This is a genomic window from Segatella asaccharophila, assembly GCF_054687055.1.
In genome coordinates, this window is the sequence record NZ_BAACAN010000002.1 from 1 (window position 1) to 17,398 (window position 17,398).

The 17,398-nt window shown below is 43.1% G+C and carries 14 protein-coding genes, 4 tRNA genes and 2 rRNA genes; 14 read left to right on the plus strand and 6 right to left on the minus strand.

Annotation, left to right across the window (positions count from 1 at the left end):
* Positions 1-122 (plus strand): 23S ribosomal RNA (locus ACYRYG_RS01315); the annotation flags it as partial.
* A gap of 92 nt (positions 123-214) precedes the next feature.
* Positions 215-327, plus strand: a 5S ribosomal RNA gene (rrf, locus tag ACYRYG_RS01320).
* Between the two features lie 396 nt (positions 328-723).
* Here the strand turns inward: rrf and ACYRYG_RS01325 are convergent.
* Positions 724-1,167 carry a hypothetical protein gene (locus ACYRYG_RS01325; RefSeq protein WP_293418777.1) on the minus strand — a complete coding sequence of 148 codons (444 nt, stop codon included), beginning with the start codon at positions 1,165-1,167 and terminating at the stop codon, positions 724-726.
* A gap of 126 nt (positions 1,168-1,293) precedes the next feature.
* Between ACYRYG_RS01325 and ACYRYG_RS01330 the strand changes: the two genes are divergently transcribed.
* Complete coding sequence (locus ACYRYG_RS01330) at positions 1,294-2,952, plus strand: glycogen/starch synthase (RefSeq protein ID WP_460197394.1); 1,659 nt, start codon at positions 1,294-1,296, stop codon at positions 2,950-2,952.
* A 43-nt stretch (positions 2,953-2,995) separates the two neighbouring features.
* Positions 2,996-5,557, plus strand: a complete 2,562-nt coding sequence (gene glgP, locus ACYRYG_RS01335) for an alpha-glucan family phosphorylase (protein ID WP_460197395.1) — start codon at positions 2,996-2,998, stop codon at positions 5,555-5,557.
* 101 nt (positions 5,558-5,658) lie between these two features.
* Here glgP and ACYRYG_RS01340 read toward each other — a convergent pair whose 3' ends face one another.
* A complete protein-coding gene (locus ACYRYG_RS01340) occupies positions 5,659-6,597 on the minus strand; it encodes a ribose-phosphate pyrophosphokinase (RefSeq protein WP_293418771.1) in 939 nt (312 codons plus the stop codon).
* A gap of 252 nt (positions 6,598-6,849) precedes the next feature.
* Here ACYRYG_RS01340 and nspC point away from each other — a divergent pair, with 252 nt between their 5' ends.
* The 9 genes from nspC (at position 6,850) to ACYRYG_RS01385 (ending at position 11,628) form a co-directional block, all read left to right on the plus strand.
* Complete coding sequence (gene nspC, locus ACYRYG_RS01345) at positions 6,850-8,022, plus strand: carboxynorspermidine decarboxylase (protein ID WP_294076788.1); 1,173 nt, start codon at positions 6,850-6,852, stop codon at positions 8,020-8,022.
* Between the two features lie 147 nt (positions 8,023-8,169).
* Positions 8,170-8,242, plus strand: a tRNA-Gly gene (locus ACYRYG_RS01350).
* 38 nt (positions 8,243-8,280) lie between these two features.
* Positions 8,281-8,362: transfer RNA gene (locus tag ACYRYG_RS01355), tRNA-Leu, on the plus strand.
* Between the two features lie 27 nt (positions 8,363-8,389).
* Positions 8,390-8,473 (plus strand) — tRNA-Leu (locus ACYRYG_RS01360).
* 17 nt (positions 8,474-8,490) lie between these two features.
* Positions 8,491-8,563, plus strand: a tRNA-Gly gene (locus ACYRYG_RS01365).
* A 31-nt stretch (positions 8,564-8,594) separates the two neighbouring features.
* The gene (locus ACYRYG_RS01370) at positions 8,595-9,152 is read left to right on the plus strand and encodes a hypothetical protein (protein WP_293418769.1); all 558 of its coding nucleotides are present in this window, start codon (positions 8,595-8,597) and stop codon (positions 9,150-9,152) included.
* A gap of 9 nt (positions 9,153-9,161) precedes the next feature.
* Positions 9,162-9,605, plus strand: coding sequence for a single-stranded DNA-binding protein (locus tag ACYRYG_RS01375; protein ID WP_293418767.1), 444 nt, complete (start codon positions 9,162-9,164; stop codon positions 9,603-9,605).
* 76 nt (positions 9,606-9,681) lie between these two features.
* Entirely contained in the window at positions 9,682-10,965 is a 1,284-nt protein-coding gene (gldE, locus tag ACYRYG_RS01380; protein ID WP_460197397.1) for a gliding motility-associated protein GldE, read from the plus strand.
* A complete protein-coding gene (locus tag ACYRYG_RS01385; RefSeq protein WP_293422367.1) occupies positions 10,966-11,628 on the plus strand; it encodes a 4'-phosphopantetheinyl transferase superfamily protein in 663 nt (220 codons plus the stop codon).
* A gap of 71 nt (positions 11,629-11,699) precedes the next feature.
* Here ACYRYG_RS01385 and hisB read toward each other — a convergent pair whose 3' ends face one another.
* Genes hisB through ACYRYG_RS01400 form a run of 3 tightly spaced genes read right to left on the minus strand, consistent with a single transcriptional unit; the run spans position 11,700 to position 14,401 of the window.
* Positions 11,700-12,776, minus strand: a complete 1,077-nt coding sequence (gene hisB / locus ACYRYG_RS01390; protein ID WP_293422370.1) for a bifunctional histidinol-phosphatase/imidazoleglycerol-phosphate dehydratase HisB — start codon at positions 12,774-12,776, stop codon at positions 11,700-11,702.
* Positions 12,763-13,659, minus strand: a complete 897-nt coding sequence (locus tag ACYRYG_RS01395; RefSeq protein ID WP_293418761.1) for a hypothetical protein — start codon at positions 13,657-13,659, stop codon at positions 12,763-12,765. The genes hisB and ACYRYG_RS01395 overlap by 14 nt, the downstream gene beginning before the upstream one ends.
* Positions 13,640-14,401, minus strand: a complete 762-nt coding sequence (locus ACYRYG_RS01400) for a TrmH family RNA methyltransferase (protein ID WP_460197476.1) — start codon at positions 14,399-14,401, stop codon at positions 13,640-13,642. The genes ACYRYG_RS01395 and ACYRYG_RS01400 overlap by 20 nt, the downstream gene beginning before the upstream one ends.
* Before the next feature lie 279 nt (positions 14,402-14,680).
* On the opposite strand from ACYRYG_RS01400, the gene tamL reads away from it, so the two are divergent.
* Complete coding sequence (tamL, locus tag ACYRYG_RS01405) at positions 14,681-16,870, plus strand: translocation and assembly module lipoprotein TamL (RefSeq protein ID WP_460197478.1); 2,190 nt, start codon at positions 14,681-14,683, stop codon at positions 16,868-16,870.
* Here the strand turns inward: tamL and ACYRYG_RS01410 are convergent.
* Complete coding sequence (locus ACYRYG_RS01410; RefSeq protein WP_294729082.1) at positions 16,824-17,321, minus strand: hypothetical protein; 498 nt, start codon at positions 17,319-17,321, stop codon at positions 16,824-16,826. The two genes, tamL and ACYRYG_RS01410, sit on opposite strands and share 47 nt — an antisense overlap.
* Positions 17,322-17,398: the final 77 nt, after the last annotated feature.

Sequence of the window (17,398 nt, forward strand, 5' to 3'; positions counted from 1 at the left end):
CAGCCGCGAGATGAGAACTCCACAAGAGAGGGCCGTCAGAGACGATGACGTAGATAGGGTGCAGGTGTAAAGGCGGTGACGTCAAAGCCGAGCACTACTAATTGCCCGAAAGCTTTCCCGTCTGCTGAAAGAGGTTCATACTTGTAGCTGCGTGCGGGTCAGTTCCCGCATGGAAGGTCAGTCCTGCTTCAGTGTCATTATTGTCAGACCCATATCAGGTGGTCATGGCGGTGGGGTCACACCTCTTCCCATTCCGAACAGAGAAGTTAAGCCCACAGGCGCCGATGGTACTGCAATGCAATGCGGGAGAGTAGGCAGCCGCCTCCTTTTTATCAAGAATAAGGAAAGAAAAGGAAGAGAGGGGCCCGGGAAGCAGGATACTGCATCCCGGGCCCCTTTTCATGTCAGGGCATGTCATATCGGATAAGGAATTTCTTTTCCAGGGTGTGGAAATGGATGAATCGTAGTCACTGATTCTCACGACGATAGTCACTCGTGACCGATATGGTGCATTATGGTACCCCGAAATGGTGCATATTGCTCCTCCATGAGGATACCGCCCGGAATCAGGCGTCAAGGCCAGTGATTTTAAGGCCTTAAAATCAGGGGTGTACCGTAAAACGGCAACCCTGTTATTGGAATCTCTTTATCCCTGAAACATAATAAGATGGTCAGCCCCCCCGACTTTATAAAATGATCCGCTTATGTCCGGAATTACACGGGTTATTCTTCTTCTAAGGGCATAGGCTTTTTGACGAAGACCAGTTCTTCAGGCATCTTTAACCATTTTCGGTTTCGCGCAATCTTCAGGGTACTTCCCTTGATCTGTTTCAGGGTATAAGTGCTGTCCTTATTCATGGTGAGGGTAGCCGTTAAATCTTCGCTGCCATAATCATTTATAACAGCGAGTTTAGCTATATTTGATGAGGTTATTTTGGCGGACGTGAACAGCCACTTCCGGCCATCGTGTATGTCTCCGAAGAAGCCTGGCAATTTTCCGAAAATCTCTTGATGAGGGACAGTAATATCATTCTGATAGAAATTGATCACCATGTACACTTCATATTTTGCATTATAGAGATACCCCCTGAATGTCTGGTTATCAGACTGTGCCTGGGCAGTAAAAGCCAGACATATAAATAATAATGTAAATAAGATTTTCTTCATATTTTTCCGTTTCTTGCAAAGTTATTGATTTTAGTTAATAATTCCAACGTTTTTAGAAATAATTCTGGATTAAATTGCAATATTACTATTTTTGGTTTATCTTTGTGAAGTTTTAGCAGAAGCATCATGGAAAAAAACAGACTATTTCCGGATTATATTTTTGAGTCGAGTTGGGAAGTATGCAACAAGGTAGGTGGAATCTATGCCGTTTTGTCTACAAGGGCAAAGACATTACAGGAGGTGATGAAGGATCATATCTTTTTTATTGGTCCGGATTTCAGGGATCAGAAAGTGAACCCTTATTTTAAGGCGGATGATTCTTTGTTTCCTTCATGGAAAGAGGATGCTGCAAAAAGGGGTCTTCATATAAGGATCGGACGCTGGCTTATACCCGGAGAACCGATAACTTTTCTGGTAGATTTCCAGCCTTATTTTAAATTAAAAAACCAGTTATATGGTCGCCTTTGGGATTTATTCCGTGTGGATAGTCTTCACGGCTATGGTGACTATGATGAAGCCTCAATGTTCTCATACGCTTCGGGATTGGTAGTAGAGAGTTTTTACAGATTTTATCTGAATGAGACTTATAAGGTGGTTTATCATGGCAATGAGTGGATGACAGGATTGGGACTTTTATATGTTCATTATAAATTGCCTTTTGTTGCCACTATGTTTACTACTCATGCCACGAGCATCGGCCGAAGTATAGCAGGAAACAATAAACCTCTTTACGCTTATCTGTATAATTATAATGGAGATCAGATGGCGGAAGAGTTAAATATGCAGAGCAAGCATTCCGTGGAGAAACAGACCGCTAAATATGTGGACTGTTTTACTACGGTGAGTGATATTACTGCCAGGGAATGCAAGGAGTTATTGGATAAACCTGTAGATCAGGTCCTGCCTAATGGTTTTGAAGACGATTTCGTCCCTCGCGAACCATTGTTTTCCCGAAAACGTGCTGCGGCGAGGGAGAAAATGCTGGAGGTAGCTAATGCTTTATTAGGAACTTCCCTTGATGATCATACCTTGATCGTGTCGACCAGTGGGAGATATGAGTTCCGCAATAAGGGTATTGATGAATTTATTGAAGCGATGAATCGGTTAAGGAAAGATGCCACACTGAGACGCCCAATTTTGGCTTTTATTGACGTGCCAGGTTGGGTTTCGGAACCTAGAGCTGATCTCCTTGCCCGTCTGAAGAGTGGGCAGAAAGCAAATATCCCTCTGGAGAAGCCTTATCTGACCCATTGGTTACATAATATGAATGACGACCGGGTCCTCAGTATGATGAATTATTTGAATTTCCATAATAGCAGCAATGATCAGGTAAAATTGATCTTCCTGCCCTGCTATCTGAATGGTCAGGATGGTATATTCAATATGACGTATTATGATGTGATATTAGGGAATGATTTGTGTGTTTATCCTTCTTATTATGAGCCGTGGGGGTATACCCCTCTTGAGGCGATTGCTTTTAAGGTATCTTGTATAACTACAGATCTCGCAGGGTTTGGACTGTGGGTGAATAAGGAACTTGGGAGAAGTGGTGAAATAGAAGATGGTGTCAAAGTGGTTCATCGTACAGACTTCAATTATTTTGATGTAGCTGATTCTATTATGAATACGGTACATAAATATGCTCAAATGACGCCCTCGCAGGTAGAGGAATGCAGGATGAAAGCTCGAAAACTCTCTCAAAAGGCTCTGTGGAGCCGTTTCTTTATCTATTATCGGGAGGCCTATGATCTGGCCCTTCGTAAGGTTTTGGAGAGAAGAAAATAGAAATGAATTGACTTTTAGAGAAATATAATTAAACTTCACGAGTATGAAAATTAAAGCAGATTATTCAAATACTCCTCAGTGGAAGGACCTGACGATCAAGTCACGACTTCCAGAGCAGTTAAAAGGTCTAAATGAACTTGCACATAATATGTGGTGGTCCTGGAACTATGAAGCTCGTAATATGTTCAAGAGTTTGGACGAACAACTTTATGAGGAAGTAGGGCATAATCCGGTTTTGTTGCTGGAACGTTTGAGCTATGATCGGAAAATGGATATTGTCAAGGATAAGGCCATGATGAAGAGGGTTGATGATGTCTGCACAAAGTTCCATAACTACATGAATGTCAAGCCAGACAAGACTCGCCCTTCTGTAGCCTATTTCAGTATGGAATATGGACTCGATCAAACTCTTAAAATTTATTCAGGCGGATTAGGAATGCTGGCTGGAGATTACTTGAAAGAAGCATCGGACAGTAATGTGGATCTGGTAGGAGTGGGATTCCTCTATCGGTATGGTTATTTCCAGCAATCGTTGAACATGGATGGCCAGCAGATTGCTAAATATGATGCTCAGGACTTCAACTCTCTTCCTATAGAGCGCGTCCTGGATAAGGATGGTAACCCGGTTATCGTAGATGTACCGTATGTCAATTATCAGGTACATGCTTATGTGTGGCGTGTGAATGTAGGGCGTATAAAACTCTATCTATTGGATACCGACAATGATCTGAACTCTCAATATGATCGTCCGATTACCTATAATTTATATGGAGGTGACTGGGAAAATCGCCTGAAGCAGGAAATTCTATTGGGCATGGGAGGTATTCTGATGCTTAAAAAACTGGGCATTAAGAAGACTCTTTACCATTGCAATGAAGGCCATGCTGCACTCTGTAATTTACAACGACTATTGGACTATGTCAAGACCGGCCTTGATTTTAATCAGGCTCTTGAATTAGTCCGTGCATCTTCGCTCTATACCGTCCATACGCCTGTACCAGCAGGACATGATTATTTTGATGAAGGACTTTTCGGAAAGTATATGGGAGGTTATCCTGCAAAATTAGGAATATCATGGGATGAATTCATCGGTATGGGGCGCCAGAACCCTGAAGATCATAGCGAGAAATTCTGTATGTCCACTTTTGCCTGTAACACTTGTCAGGAAATCAATGGGGTCAGCAAACTCCATGGGTGGACTTCTCAGAAAATGTTCGCTCCTATCTGGAAAGGCTATTATCCGGAGGAAAATCATGTGGGTTATGTTACCAATGGAGTACATTTCCCGACCTGGTGTGCATCGGAATGGCGTAAACTTTATGACGCTTATTTTGATCCGACTTTTATGAATGATCAAAGTAATGAAGAGTTGTGGCATGCCATTTATCATGTTGATGATGCGGAGATCTGGCAGACCCGTATGGCACTGAAGAAGAAACTGGTGGACTATATCCGTGAAAAGTTTACTCAAACCTGGCTGAAGAACCAGGGTGATCCTGCACGGGTTGTATCGTTGTTGGAGCGGATTAATCCAAATGCGTTGATGATCGGTTTCTGCCGCCGTTTTGCTACATATAAGCGGGCAAATTTGCTTTTTACGGATCTTGACCGTCTGTCTAAGATCGTGAATGATCCGGAACATCCGGTCTTGTTCTTCTTTTCCGGGAAAGCACATCCTGCTGATGGAGCTGGACAGGGATTAATCAAGATGATATTTGAAATTAGCCAGAGACCGGAGTTTTTAGGTAAAATCATCTTTCTGGAAAATTACGATATGCAACTGGCTCATCGTCTGGTTTCTGGTTGTGATATTTGGATGAATACGCCTACTCGTCCTTTGGAAGCATCCGGTACATCCGGTGAGAAGGCAGAGATGAATGGAGTGGTTAACCTGTCTGTTCTCGATGGCTGGTGGGTTGAAGGCTATCGTAAAGGTGCCGGTTGGGCACTTCCTCAGAAAAGGACTTACCAGAACCAGGCTTATCAGGATAAACTGGATGCTGCTACTATTTATAACCTTCTGGAGAATGAAATCGTTCCTCTTTATTACGATCAGGGGAAAGATGGTTATAGTCATAATTGGGTCAGCGTAATCAAAAATTCCATTGCTACGATCGCACCCCATTATACGATGAAGCGGCAGTTGGATGACTATTATAATAAGTTTTATATCAAAGAGGCAGAACGTTTTAAGAAACTGTCTGCGAATGATAATCGTCTGGCAAAAGAGATTGCTCTTTGGAAAGAAGAAGTGGCCCAGCGCTGGGATTCTATTAAAGTAGTATCCAAGGATACTTCCGTGCTCAGCAACGGTGGAGAAACTGGAATGAAGTACCGGTTGAATTACACTGTGGATGAGCAGGGATTAAATGATGCCATTGGCCTGGAACTGGTTACCTTGAAACCGGTCAGCTCAGATGATGAGCGTCAGGTATATAAAGTCTATCCATTTAAATTGAAGGGGCACGAGGGTAATAATTACACCTATGAGGCCGTAATAGAACCTGAGGAATCTGGGACGTTCCGGAGTTGTGTACGGATGTATCCTAAAAATCCAAATCTTCCTCATCGCCAGGATTTCTGTTATGTGAAGTGGCTGAGTTGAAAGACTTGGAGACATAGCGGCCTATGGTCAGCTGTGGAGGAATAAAAGAAGGGCGTCTGAATATTTTCGGACGCCCTTCTTCCTTTATACGAAAAGGAATATCATACTAAATACTGTGATGAAATACTTTCGTTAGCTTCTACCCGTCGGATAGTTTCAGCAAACATGGCTGCAACTGAAATCTGTTTGACTTTTGCACAACGGTTAGAATAAGGGATAGAATCGGTGAATACGATTTCTTCCAGAGCCGAGTTTTGAACTCTTTCAGATGCGGGACCACTCATGACACAATGTGATGCGCATGCCCTGACACTTTTGGCTCCTGCCTGTTTCATAATATCCGCAGCTTTGGTAATTGTGCCGGCAGTGTCTACCATGTCATCGATGATCACGACATTCTTCCCCCTTACATCACCGATAATCTGCATGCTTCCCACAACATTTGCACGATCCCGGGTCTTGTTGCAAAGAACCAGGGGACAGCCTAAATATTTGGCGTAGGTGTTGGCACGTTTTGATCCACCGACATCTGGTGAAGCGATGACTAGATCCTTGATGTGCAAGGACTGAACATAAGGCAGTAAAACGGCAGAAGCATAAAGATGATCTACGGGAACGTTGAAGAAGCCCTGGATCTGATCTGCATGAAGGTCCATTGTGATCAGACGGTCAATGCCGGCTACACTGAGTAAGTCGGCAACCAGTTTGGCGCCAATGCTTACTCTGGGTTTGTCCTTGCGATCCTGACGTGCCCAACCGAAATAAGGGATGACTGCAATGATGTTTCTTGCAGAGGCGCGTTTGGCGGCATCAATCATCAAGAGCAGTTCCATGAGATTGTCCGAATTAGGGAATGTACTTTGTACCAGGAACACGTCACGCCCCCGGATAGACTCTTCATAGGAGACGGCAAATTCACCGTCAGAGAACCGTGTAACTTGTAATTTGCCTAAAGGGACACCTAAACTTGCGCAGATTTTTTCTGCTAAATACCTTGTGTTTGTACCAGAAAATACCAAAAAAGAGTTTTTTTCGCTCATTACTATAAGTTTATGTTTGAAATATTGGTTTATCTTCAACTTCTTCAGTTATGGTCTGCCCGTTTGGCAATGTCCTCTCGTTTTGTAAGAAAAAATTGATGCTGACGGAATGCAGGATAACTGTTGTAATCAAACTCTCACTTTATCATTGGACGATCTAATCGGATGCAAAAGTAACTATTTTCTATCAGAAATTGCAAAATATCCGAAATAAAAAATTAACTTTGTGCGAAAAATCAAGATAAGACAATGATGAAAGTGAATTCAAAAACTTTTCAGGAAGTTCATGAACCGATGTATATTCTTGAAGAGAACCTTCTAAGGCGGAATTTGCAGTTGATCCATTCGATAGCTGACTCGGCAGATGTAGAAATTATTTTGGCCTTGAAGGCTTATGCCCTATGGAAAACATTCCCTATTTTCCGGGAATATATTCCGGCCACTACTGCCAGTTCTTTAAACGAAGCTCGTCTAGCTTTCGAGGAATTTGGTTGCCCGGTTCATACCTATACACCGGCCTATACTGAAGAGATGATAGACGAGATTGCAGGCTATTCGAGTCATTTGGTTTTCAATTCCTGGTCACAGTATGCCCGTTATCATGAACGGGTCTCCCGTGCGAATCCTCGGGTTAGCATTGGCATCCGGGTCAACCCCGAGTATTCAGAGATTAAAACGGCCTTGTATAATCCTTGTGCTCCAGGATCAAGGTTTGGAATTCTGGCTGGACAACTACCGGATCAGTTACCTTCGGATATTAAAGGTTTTCATGTGCATTGTCATTGTGAGAGTAGTGCTGATACTTTTCAGCGGACCCTTGCTCATATTGAAGATAAATTTGGCAAATGGTTTCCTCAGTTGGAATGGATTAATTTCGGTGGAGGGCATCTGGTGACTCATAAAAAATACGACACTCTTCTGTTGATCCATCTTTTGAAAGCTTTTCATTATCGTCATCCAGATCTGAAGATAATTATGGAGCCGGGCAGTGCTTTTGCCTGGCATACCGGCCCCTTAATAGCCCAAGTGGTTGATGTTGTTGAGAATAACGGGATTAGAACGGCTATTCTTAATGTGAGTTTTACTTGTCACATGCCAGACTGTCTAGAGATGCCGTATAAGCCTGATATACGAGGGGCGGAGAAATTATCTCTGGCCAAGGCGAAAGCTCCTTCAGAGGCACATATTTATCGTTTGGGTGGCAATTCCTGTCTGAGTGGAGATTTTATGGGAAGTTGGAAATTTAAACATGAATTGCAGATTGGAGAAAACATCATCTTTGAAGATATGATCCATTATACCATGGTAAAGACCAACATGTTCAATGGTATCAGCCATCCTTCTATTGCCTTGCTGCATTCCGATGGTGAGTTAGAAATACTTCGCCGTTTCGGTTATGATGATTATAAGGATCGTATGGATTGACAATCGTTTGTACAACTATACATCTGTACTGCCGCCCAGATCTGGTTTTGTCTATTTCTAAAAAAAGACACGAAAAATTTGTCAGGTTGGAAAAAAACTATTACCTTTGCAATCGCATTTGGAGAAATGTCCCTATAAGGGGGAAAGGCGGCAATAGCTCAGTTGGTAGAGCGCGACCTTGCCAAGGTCGAGGTCGCGGGTCCGAGTCCCGTTTGCCGCTCAACATTCTGAATAGATAAAAGGGTCTGACCTTTAAAAGCCCAGGTGGCGGAATTGGTAGACGCGCACGTTTCAGGTGCGTGTGTTTTACGACGTGCAGGTTCGAGTCCTGTTCTGGGCACTAATCTATTCAGAATGATTTATTGTTGGAGAGGTGGCGGAATTGGTAGACGCGCTACTTTGAGGGGGTAGTGAAAATTATTTCGTGGGAGTTCGAGTCTCCTCCTCTTCACAATTATTTTTGATTTTGCGGCAATAGCTCAGTTGGTAGAGCGCGACCTTGCCAAGGTCGAGGTCGCGGGTCCGAGTCCCGTTTGCCGCTCTTTTTTTATTTAAGGGAAACATACATTTTCATGAATTTATATCTTAGATATTTTGATAAAGAGACATTAGTTTCTAATGTCGATGAAGCCATTGATTTCTTGCGTAGTATACCTGAAATAAGTCTGGATGAAACTCTGGTTGAGGACATCCGGGATTATGTTGCTAGTGACGTGATGTATCCAAAACGCTATAAAGTCCGTCCGCGGGTTTACTTTATTATCATTAAGACAACTGCGGCGACGATGCTGGATTTCAAGGAAAAAAAAGCTGTGCATCCGAACGTGAGCGGAGTGTCCCCTGCAGCTGAGCGGCATGACCTGGCAGCTACTGCCATGACACGGCTTACGGTAGAGCATCAGGGATGGTATGAAGGTTCTCTGGATTTTAAACGCGTAGTAATGATCCCGGCAACGGGGAAGCATGAATATCGGGATACGCATTTTGTGGCTGATGTCAAGGCTGTCTCTGGTCAGGATTGTTATAATCGTATTGTTGAACACCTTCGTGCCCGTGTAGACAGCCGTAGTCAGTTTCCTTCTGCTAAGGGGAAAAATTTCCAGTTTAAATATTTGGGAATGTGGAAATAAGGTGAGCCTATGAATAAGGTTATGTTAATAGGAAATGTCGGAATGGATCCTGAAGTCAGATATTATGATCGTGACCAGGCTGTCGCGCAGGTGAGCCTTGCTACCACCGAGCGTGGCTATACGCTTCAGAATGGCACTCAGGTTCCGGATCATACAGATTGGCATCATCTGGTTTTTAACCGCGGCTTAGCGAAGGTTGTCGAGAAATATGTGCATAAAGGGGATAAACTTTATGTTGAAGGGCGGATCCGTTATCGTTCTTATGATGATAAGCAGGGACGCCGTCATTCTGTGACGGAGATTCTCGTTGAGAATATGGAAATGCTTTCTCCACGTGACAAGATGGAGCCTTCACACCCGGATGTGAAATCTTCTGATGCTGGCCAGCTTGATCCTTCTCAATCTCAATCTTCAACAGATAGAGAAGTAGAGAAGGGTTCGTTACCATTTTAGTTATTAAAGTTTTACGGATTTGTTCGCAGCATTTACATGTCAGATTAGTACGTTGGTAAGCTTCAAGCCTATCACGATGGGCATGGTGGCAGCGGCTGTTTTAACCGTTGTTCTTCTTCTCTTTTCAGGATTTGCCAGTGGATCAGAGATAGCCTTTTTCAGCCTTTCTCCGGAAGATCTTGATGACCTGGATCCGGAAAAAAGCATGAAAGACCGATGGATTCAGAAACTCCGTGATGATTCTGAACGTACTCTTGCAGCCATTCTTATTGCCAATGATTTTGTCAATGTGATGGTTATTATGCTCAGTAACTATATTCTCACTTCCTGGGTTCACTTTAAAGTCATCTGGCTTCAGTTTGTCTGCATTACGGTGCTTCTCACATTTCTTCTTCTCCTTTTCGGGGAGATTATGCCGAAATTATATAGCCGGCAGAATCCACTTCATTTTTGCAGGAAAGCCGTGGGAGGAATAGTCTTTCTGAGAAAGTTGTTTTGGCCTCTTGAGAGTTTGTTGGTCAAGAGCGGCTCAATAGCTGAGAAAGCTGTTCCAAAAGAAAACCGCCAACTGAGTGTAGACGATTTACAACAGGCCCTTGAACTTACTGATAAAAATGATATCAAGAATGAGCAGAGTATGCTACAGGGGATCATTCGTTTTGGGGATGAGACTGCCAAGGAAGTGATGACGACGCGTCAGGATATTGTGTTTCTGGATATGAGGAGTACTTATTCTGAAGTCTTGAAATTCATCGTGGAAAATAATTATAGCCGTGTTCCTGTTTATCAGGTGAATACGGATAATGTCAGGGGCATTCTTTACATCAAAGATCTTTTGCCTTATCTGTCCAAGCCTTCAAATTTTAGATGGCAGAGTTTGATCCGTCCACCGTATTTCGTTCCGGAGACAAAACCTATAGATGATTTACTTAGGGATTTTCAGGATAACCGGGTGCACATGGCCATTGTTGTGGATGAATATGGGGGAACCAGCGGACTGGTCACTCTGGATGATATTCTGGAAGAGATCGTTGGGGAGATCAATGATGAATATGATGAGGAAGAGAAAGTCTATCGCAAGATAGATGATCATGTTTATATTTTTGAAGGAAAAACCTTGCTGAGCGATGTCTGTAAGATTCTGAACCTCGCTGATGATGAATTTGATGAAGTCGCCGGTGATGCAGATTCTCTTGCCGGACTGCTTTTGGAAATCAAGGGTGACTTCCCTGAACTTCATGAAGTCATCACTTACAGAAATTATATCTTTGAAGTTATGGCCATTGAGGAACGTCGTATCAGTGAGGTAAAAGTTACGGTGCTTCCTGAAGCGAAGGATAATAGGGAAGAAGGAGAGTAGATGGCTCTTTTAGGAATACAATTTTGTAATCCGGATACCCAGATAGGTTTATGGAAGATTCAGGAAACCATTGCTGATTTTTATCATATTTATCCTTGTCTGCGACCTTTTCGGAAAAGGTTGTCAGCCCGTTATCACAGCGAGCATAGGCAGTTGGAGTTTTTGGCGGTGCATGCTTTAGTTCATGAGATGTCCCCGGAAGCAGGTATGAATATCCGGCATTCCCTGACAGGACAACCGCTTTTGGCAGGATGGAATATCAGCATTAGTCATACTGTGGGATATGCTGTTGTAGCTCTTTCTAAAAAATATCCTGTAGGGGTAGACATTGAATATTTCAGTGATCGTGTGACAAGAGTTGCCTCCCGCTTTCTCCGTAGTGATGAGATGGCTTTGGATTTGACACATCTGCTCATCCACTGGTGTGCTAAGGAGGCGGTTTATAAATATGATTCTGAGGCTAATCTTGGATATAAAGAAATGCGCCTGGAGCCTTTTCTGATACAGGATAGATTTTGTATCGTGGACAATTTGAAGTCCCAATGGAAGATAAAGGTTTTTCTTGAGGTTAATTCAGATTATGTGCTGACTTTGGTATCCGGGGCTCCACGAAAGGATGCGGATCCTGATATTCAGGTGGACCATACCGGTATACAATTCTGAAAAACAACGATCCTTACCCTGGATCTGAAATTCATGGAGAAGTCCAGATCTATAAGGTAAGTGCCATTAAATTATAATACTCCCTTAGAACTTGGCAGTTCGAAGTGGTAGATATCTCTCCGGACAGCCATCTTCAAGGCTCGGGCTAATGCTTTGAAGATACCTTCTATCTTATGATGTTCATTCGTTCCTTCAGCCTTGATATTCAGGTTCATCTTGGCAGTATCACTCAGGCTTTTGAAAAAGTGCATAAACATTTCCGTAGGCATTTCTCCAATCTTTTCCCTCTTGAATTCTGCATCCCATACCAGCCAGGGCCTTCCTCCAAAATCCAAGGCTACCTGGCAGAGGCAGTCATCCATAGGCAGGCAGAACCCGTACCGCTCTATTCCTCGTTTGTCCCCGAGTGCTTTCAATAGGCATTCTCCCAGTGCCAGAGCCGTATCTTCTATGGTATGATGCTCGTCCACGTACAGGTCACCTTTGGTATGGATGGTCAGGTCCATCATGCCATGTTTCCCAATTTGTTCCAGCATGTGGTCGAAGAAACCAATGCCAGTGGAAATATCACATTTCCCCGTGCCATCCAGATTCAATCTTACGTAGATGTCCGTTTCTTTCGTCGTTCTTTTCACCTCTGCTATTCTCTCACCTGCGAACAGAAGTTCTGCTATTTTATCCCAAGTCATCCCGTCTTTGCCTAAAATCAAAGATCTACACCCGATATTCCGGGCCAGTTGAGCGTCGCTGTCACGGTCACCGAGAACATAACTGTCTGGGATGTTATAAGCCGGATCATTCAGGTATTTCTTGAGCATTCCCGTCTCGGGTTTTCTCATCGGAGAGTGCTCTTCAGGGAAATGGCGGTCTATGAGCTGGTCATCGAAGGTTATTCCTTCTCCTTCAAAGGTCTGGAGGATAAAGTGATGAACAGGCCAGAAGGTATCTTCCGGGAAGGAGGGCGTACCTAAACCATCCTGATTGCTGACCATGACAAACTTGAAATCCAGGTGTGAGCGTATAAAACCTAAGTTTTTAAATACACCTTTTGTGAATTTAAGTTTTTCAAAGGAGTCTATTTGTTCATCTTCCGGTTCCTCAATAAGAGTTCCATCTCGGTCAATGAACAGGATTTTAGTTTTTTTCATTATATTTTATTGTCATTTCTTCTTTGGTCTTTTTCCGGGTATTTATTGAACCATAGACGTAGATGAAAGTTACGATAGTATAAATCATCGTTGCTGAAAAGAGGAGTGCAGTAATGGTGAATACAAGGAAAGAGAGGATCGGAAAGTAGCCCGGAAGGTTCGCTGGGTCGCCAATAAACAATCCCATTTGTGACGATATTTGGGCTGAGATCAAAACCATTGCTGGCATGGCTAGTATAAACATTATCAGGCCGATGATAATGGACAGCAGGAGTGTTGTCATGAACAGCATCCCCCAGCGATGGAATCCTGTGCTGAAATGCCTGAATAACTGTTTCCATTTGGCATCTTTCTCCATCATATATTTGGGAGCGACGTATAACATGGGGATGGTGATCAATAGGAAAAGTACAACGCAGATCAGGACATAGAGCGATAAGATGGTGAGGTGAGCAATGTGAGATAAGGGATGACTTCCAATGAGTGCGGTGAACAGGTTTTTCAAGCCCCAGCATACGAGGAAGAATACCGCATCAATAAGGATACTGACCAGAAAATACTGTAGGTATCTTCCGAAGTTTCTCGTTCTCCCATATCCGTTGACCGTATTGAAAACGGAACTGAAATATAAAATCTCCGAGATGAATGTACCTGCATAAATGATGGTCTGAACTATCCATGATGTCCATGGATGAGAGACTCCCCAGTTATGAAGACTCAGGTTGGGAAGCCTGAAGAAAACACATAGCGCAATCAATACCGAAAAGATCAGCGCCGGTATCCATACTTTTTGGGCAAAGGTTTCTATATTATCTATTAAGAAATCTCGTGCATCACGCAAGCATGCAGTAAAACTGCGGTTTTTATTGATTTCCAATTTCATATCTTCTAAATTCAGAACATATAATGGCCGTAGCTATTGCTACGTTCAAGCTATCTGTCGTTTGCCTTCCCTGAGGATAATTTGGGATCAGTAACCGGTGGGTGATCCTTTTAGATACTTTCTCCGATATTCCGTTTCCTTCATTTCCCATAATTAGAAGTCCATTGGAGGTAAGTTGTTGGGTATAGAGGTTCTTCCCTTTTAGGAAAGTACCATAAACAGGAATATCCGTTGATAATTCTGCCACGTACCGTTCAAGGTCAGTGTAGGTGAGGCTGACCCGTGCAATGCTGCCCATTGTAGCTTGTACTACTTTTGGATTGTATAAGTCAGCAGTATCTTCGGAGCAGACGATGGATTCAATACCAAACCAGTCTGCTATCCTTATGATTGTACCTAAATTCCCAGGGTCCTGTACACCATCGAGAGCTAAGGTCAGTTGGGTTTCTGGATGAGGTTCAAGAGGATTTTCCCTCTGGTCAAAAAGCGCTACTACCTCTTGTGGATGTTGAAGGAAACTGACTTTTTTCAACTCTTCTTCACTTACCTCGATGTATTCTGTAAAAAGGGCCTTTTCCTGCCTTTGCATCCACTCGGGGGTCGCAATAATGGTCCGCGCTGGTTGGATGGACAGGAGGTCACCAACTACCTTGGGGCCTTCTGCTATAAATACTTTCTCGCTCTTTCGGATCTTTTTGTGATTTAAAGAACGGATATATTTTATTTTTGCCTTACTGATCATTATTAAACAGATATGAATGCTTGCTGACTGAGGCCTTTTCCCGATGGGAAAATTCTCATCTGTTTTCAATAGATAAATTTTTATCTTGTTGCAAAAGTAAACATTTTAATCGAAACGGAGAAGAGGTGAGGATAGAATTATTCTTAATGCAAAAAAAACTGTGTTAACAGGGCTTTCCCTCTATGAAAAATTCATTACCTTTGCAAAAAATCAAGAATATTGAATACGACTAGTCCATATAGTATACTTCGGGGGAAGGTTTCCAAACTTCTTCTTGTGATGGGTGCGTCGTTCTTTATATCCCTGTTTTTTTCGTCTTGTTCGGTCACGAAGTTTGTGCCAAGCAAAAAATACCTTTTGACAAAGGTAGAGGTCCGTTCAGACCAGCCGGGATTTGATATATCTTCCCTGGAACCTTATATTCGGCAAAAGGCTAATTCCAAGTGGTTTTCTGTTTTTAAGGTTCCGTTATATACCTATGCTTTGTCAGGGAAAGATTCAACGAAATGGGTCAACCGTGAATTGAAAAAGATCGGCGAGCAGCCGGTTATTTACGATACTCTCCAGGCGCGCCTTTCCTGTCAGGATCTGAAGGCGACGATGCGGAATATGGGTTTTATGGATGCCCGTGTAGGACTCCAGACACGAGTGCACGGTAAAAAAATCGATGTAGTCTACACTCTTCATCCGGGATCAGCCTTTACGGTCAGTCAGGTGAATTATGTGATCGATGACGATTCTATCGCCCGCCTTCTCAGGTTAGATCAGGAAAGCAACAGAGGTCTGCACCCTGGAATGAAATTTACGGTTACAGCGCTGCAAGATGAGCGGAATCGCATCACTTCCTTGCTGAACAATCTGGGCTATTATCGTTTTCACAAAGAGTTTATCCAATATGTAGCGGATACTGTTCCGGGGAAAAAGGACATAGCTCTTACCTTTCATCTTTTAAAATACCGTGCGAACAGTGATTCCCGGGAGATGTTACATCCGAGGTACCAGATTCATTCTGTACATTTCCTAAGTGGTGATGCTGATCCCATTCATTTACGTTGGAAAGTGTTGGAGGATAATTCGGATATAAGAGCAGGGCAGTATTATAGTGCCATGGACTTACAACAGACTTATCGGAATTTCAGTCGTCTACAGGCTGTAAAGTTTACGAACATCCGGTTTAAGGAACTTCCTGATTCAAATCTTCTGGATTGTAACATTCAGATTAGTATGAACAAGCCCTCTTCTATTTCTTTCCAGCCTGAAGGTACGAACACGGCAGGAGATCTGGGAGCAGCGGCATCTCTTACGTATACTAACCGGAATGTGTTCCGCGGAAGTGAACAGTTGAGTGTAGCCTTGCGGGGGGCGTATGAAGCCATTACAGACCTTGAGGGATATAAGAACCAGGATTATCAGGAGTATTCTTTAGAGACGAAATTAACTTTCCCCCGATTTTTGATTCCTTTTGTATCACGAGAGTTTCGTGATCGTCAGACTGCTTCTACTGAGTTTTCTGTAAGCTGGGATTTTCAAAACCGACCGGAGTTTCATCGCCGGGTCTTTTCCACAACCTGGAGCTATCACTGGAATAACGCTCAGCATTATATAGCTTATCACTATGATTTTCTGAATCTGAATTATGTCTATATGCCTTGGATCTCAGAGACTTTCAAGCATGATTATCTGGATAGTGTCTCCAATCGGAATGCCATCCTGAAGTATAACTATGAAGATCTTTTTATTATGAGGACCGGGTTTGGTCTGAGCTATTCAAACGGAAAGGATGCTATTCGTGCCAATGTGGAGACTGCCGGGAATCTCTTACAAGGACTTTCCCACCTCCTTTCGTTCAAGGAAAACAGTAATGGGCAGCATACCCTTTTCAATATAGCTTATGCCCAGTATGCAAAATTTGATTTTGACTATACCCATTTGATTCATTTTGATACCAGGAATGCTCTTGCCCTTCATGGTGACTTTGGCATTGCTGTACCCTATGGTAATAGTCAAATCCTGCCTTTTGAAAAACGCTATTTCTCTGGCGGAGCCAATTCATTAAGAGGGTGGGGAGTCCGGGAACTCGGGCCTGGAAAGTTCCGGGGGACAGACGGGCGTATAGATTTTATCAATCAGACGGGTGATATGAAACTTGATATGAATGTGGAATACCGTACCTACCTGTTTTGGAAACTCTATGGAGCGGCGTTTGTTGATGCGGGGAATATCTGGACTCTGCGGAATTATGCCGACCAGCCCGGAGGAGAATTTAAGTGGAATAGTTTTTATCAGGAGATAGCAGTATCTTATGGCCTGGGATTACGATTCAATTTCAATTATTTCATTTTACGTTTTGATGTGGGGATGAAAGCTATTAACCCTGGCTATGAGACTCAGGATGAGCATTATGCTATCTTTCATCCTAATCTTAGTCGTGATCTGGCTTTTCACTTCGCGGTAGGTCTTCCATTTTGACTTTCCATTTGTGATTCTGAAAGATCATGGGCAAGCGGAATTGAGCATGGGAGACAACCCTGCCCGATTTACCTATGGTATCCATGCAGACATAGTCATTGACGGTTAGTATAACCTCCGCAGCCGAGTCATTTACAAACTTGATCTTATGGATGTGGCAGGATGCCCCGTCAGTTTTTCCTCGTAGGACGGGCAGGTCAGCTGTATGGACGTTTGAGGCTGCATATCGAAGCCACTTTTGGGAACCGGAGGTACAAAAAGGTATAGCCTTCCTGAACTGCCAGTTGAAATAGAATGTCGCAAAGGAATCTGCATCTGCCTTTAATTGTTTCTTGTCTCCTGCATGACTGGCGCTGCATCCTGCAGCCAGCAGTCCTGCAAATAAGACCAGACCATAGAGTGAGGCCTGGTGGAGTGGAAACCTGAGAGGATGGAAAATATTAAATTTCATCATGAAATTTTAAATCGTTCACAAAGATAACAAAATCTTTTGTTATCTTGATCTTTTTTCGTACTTTCGCATAAAAT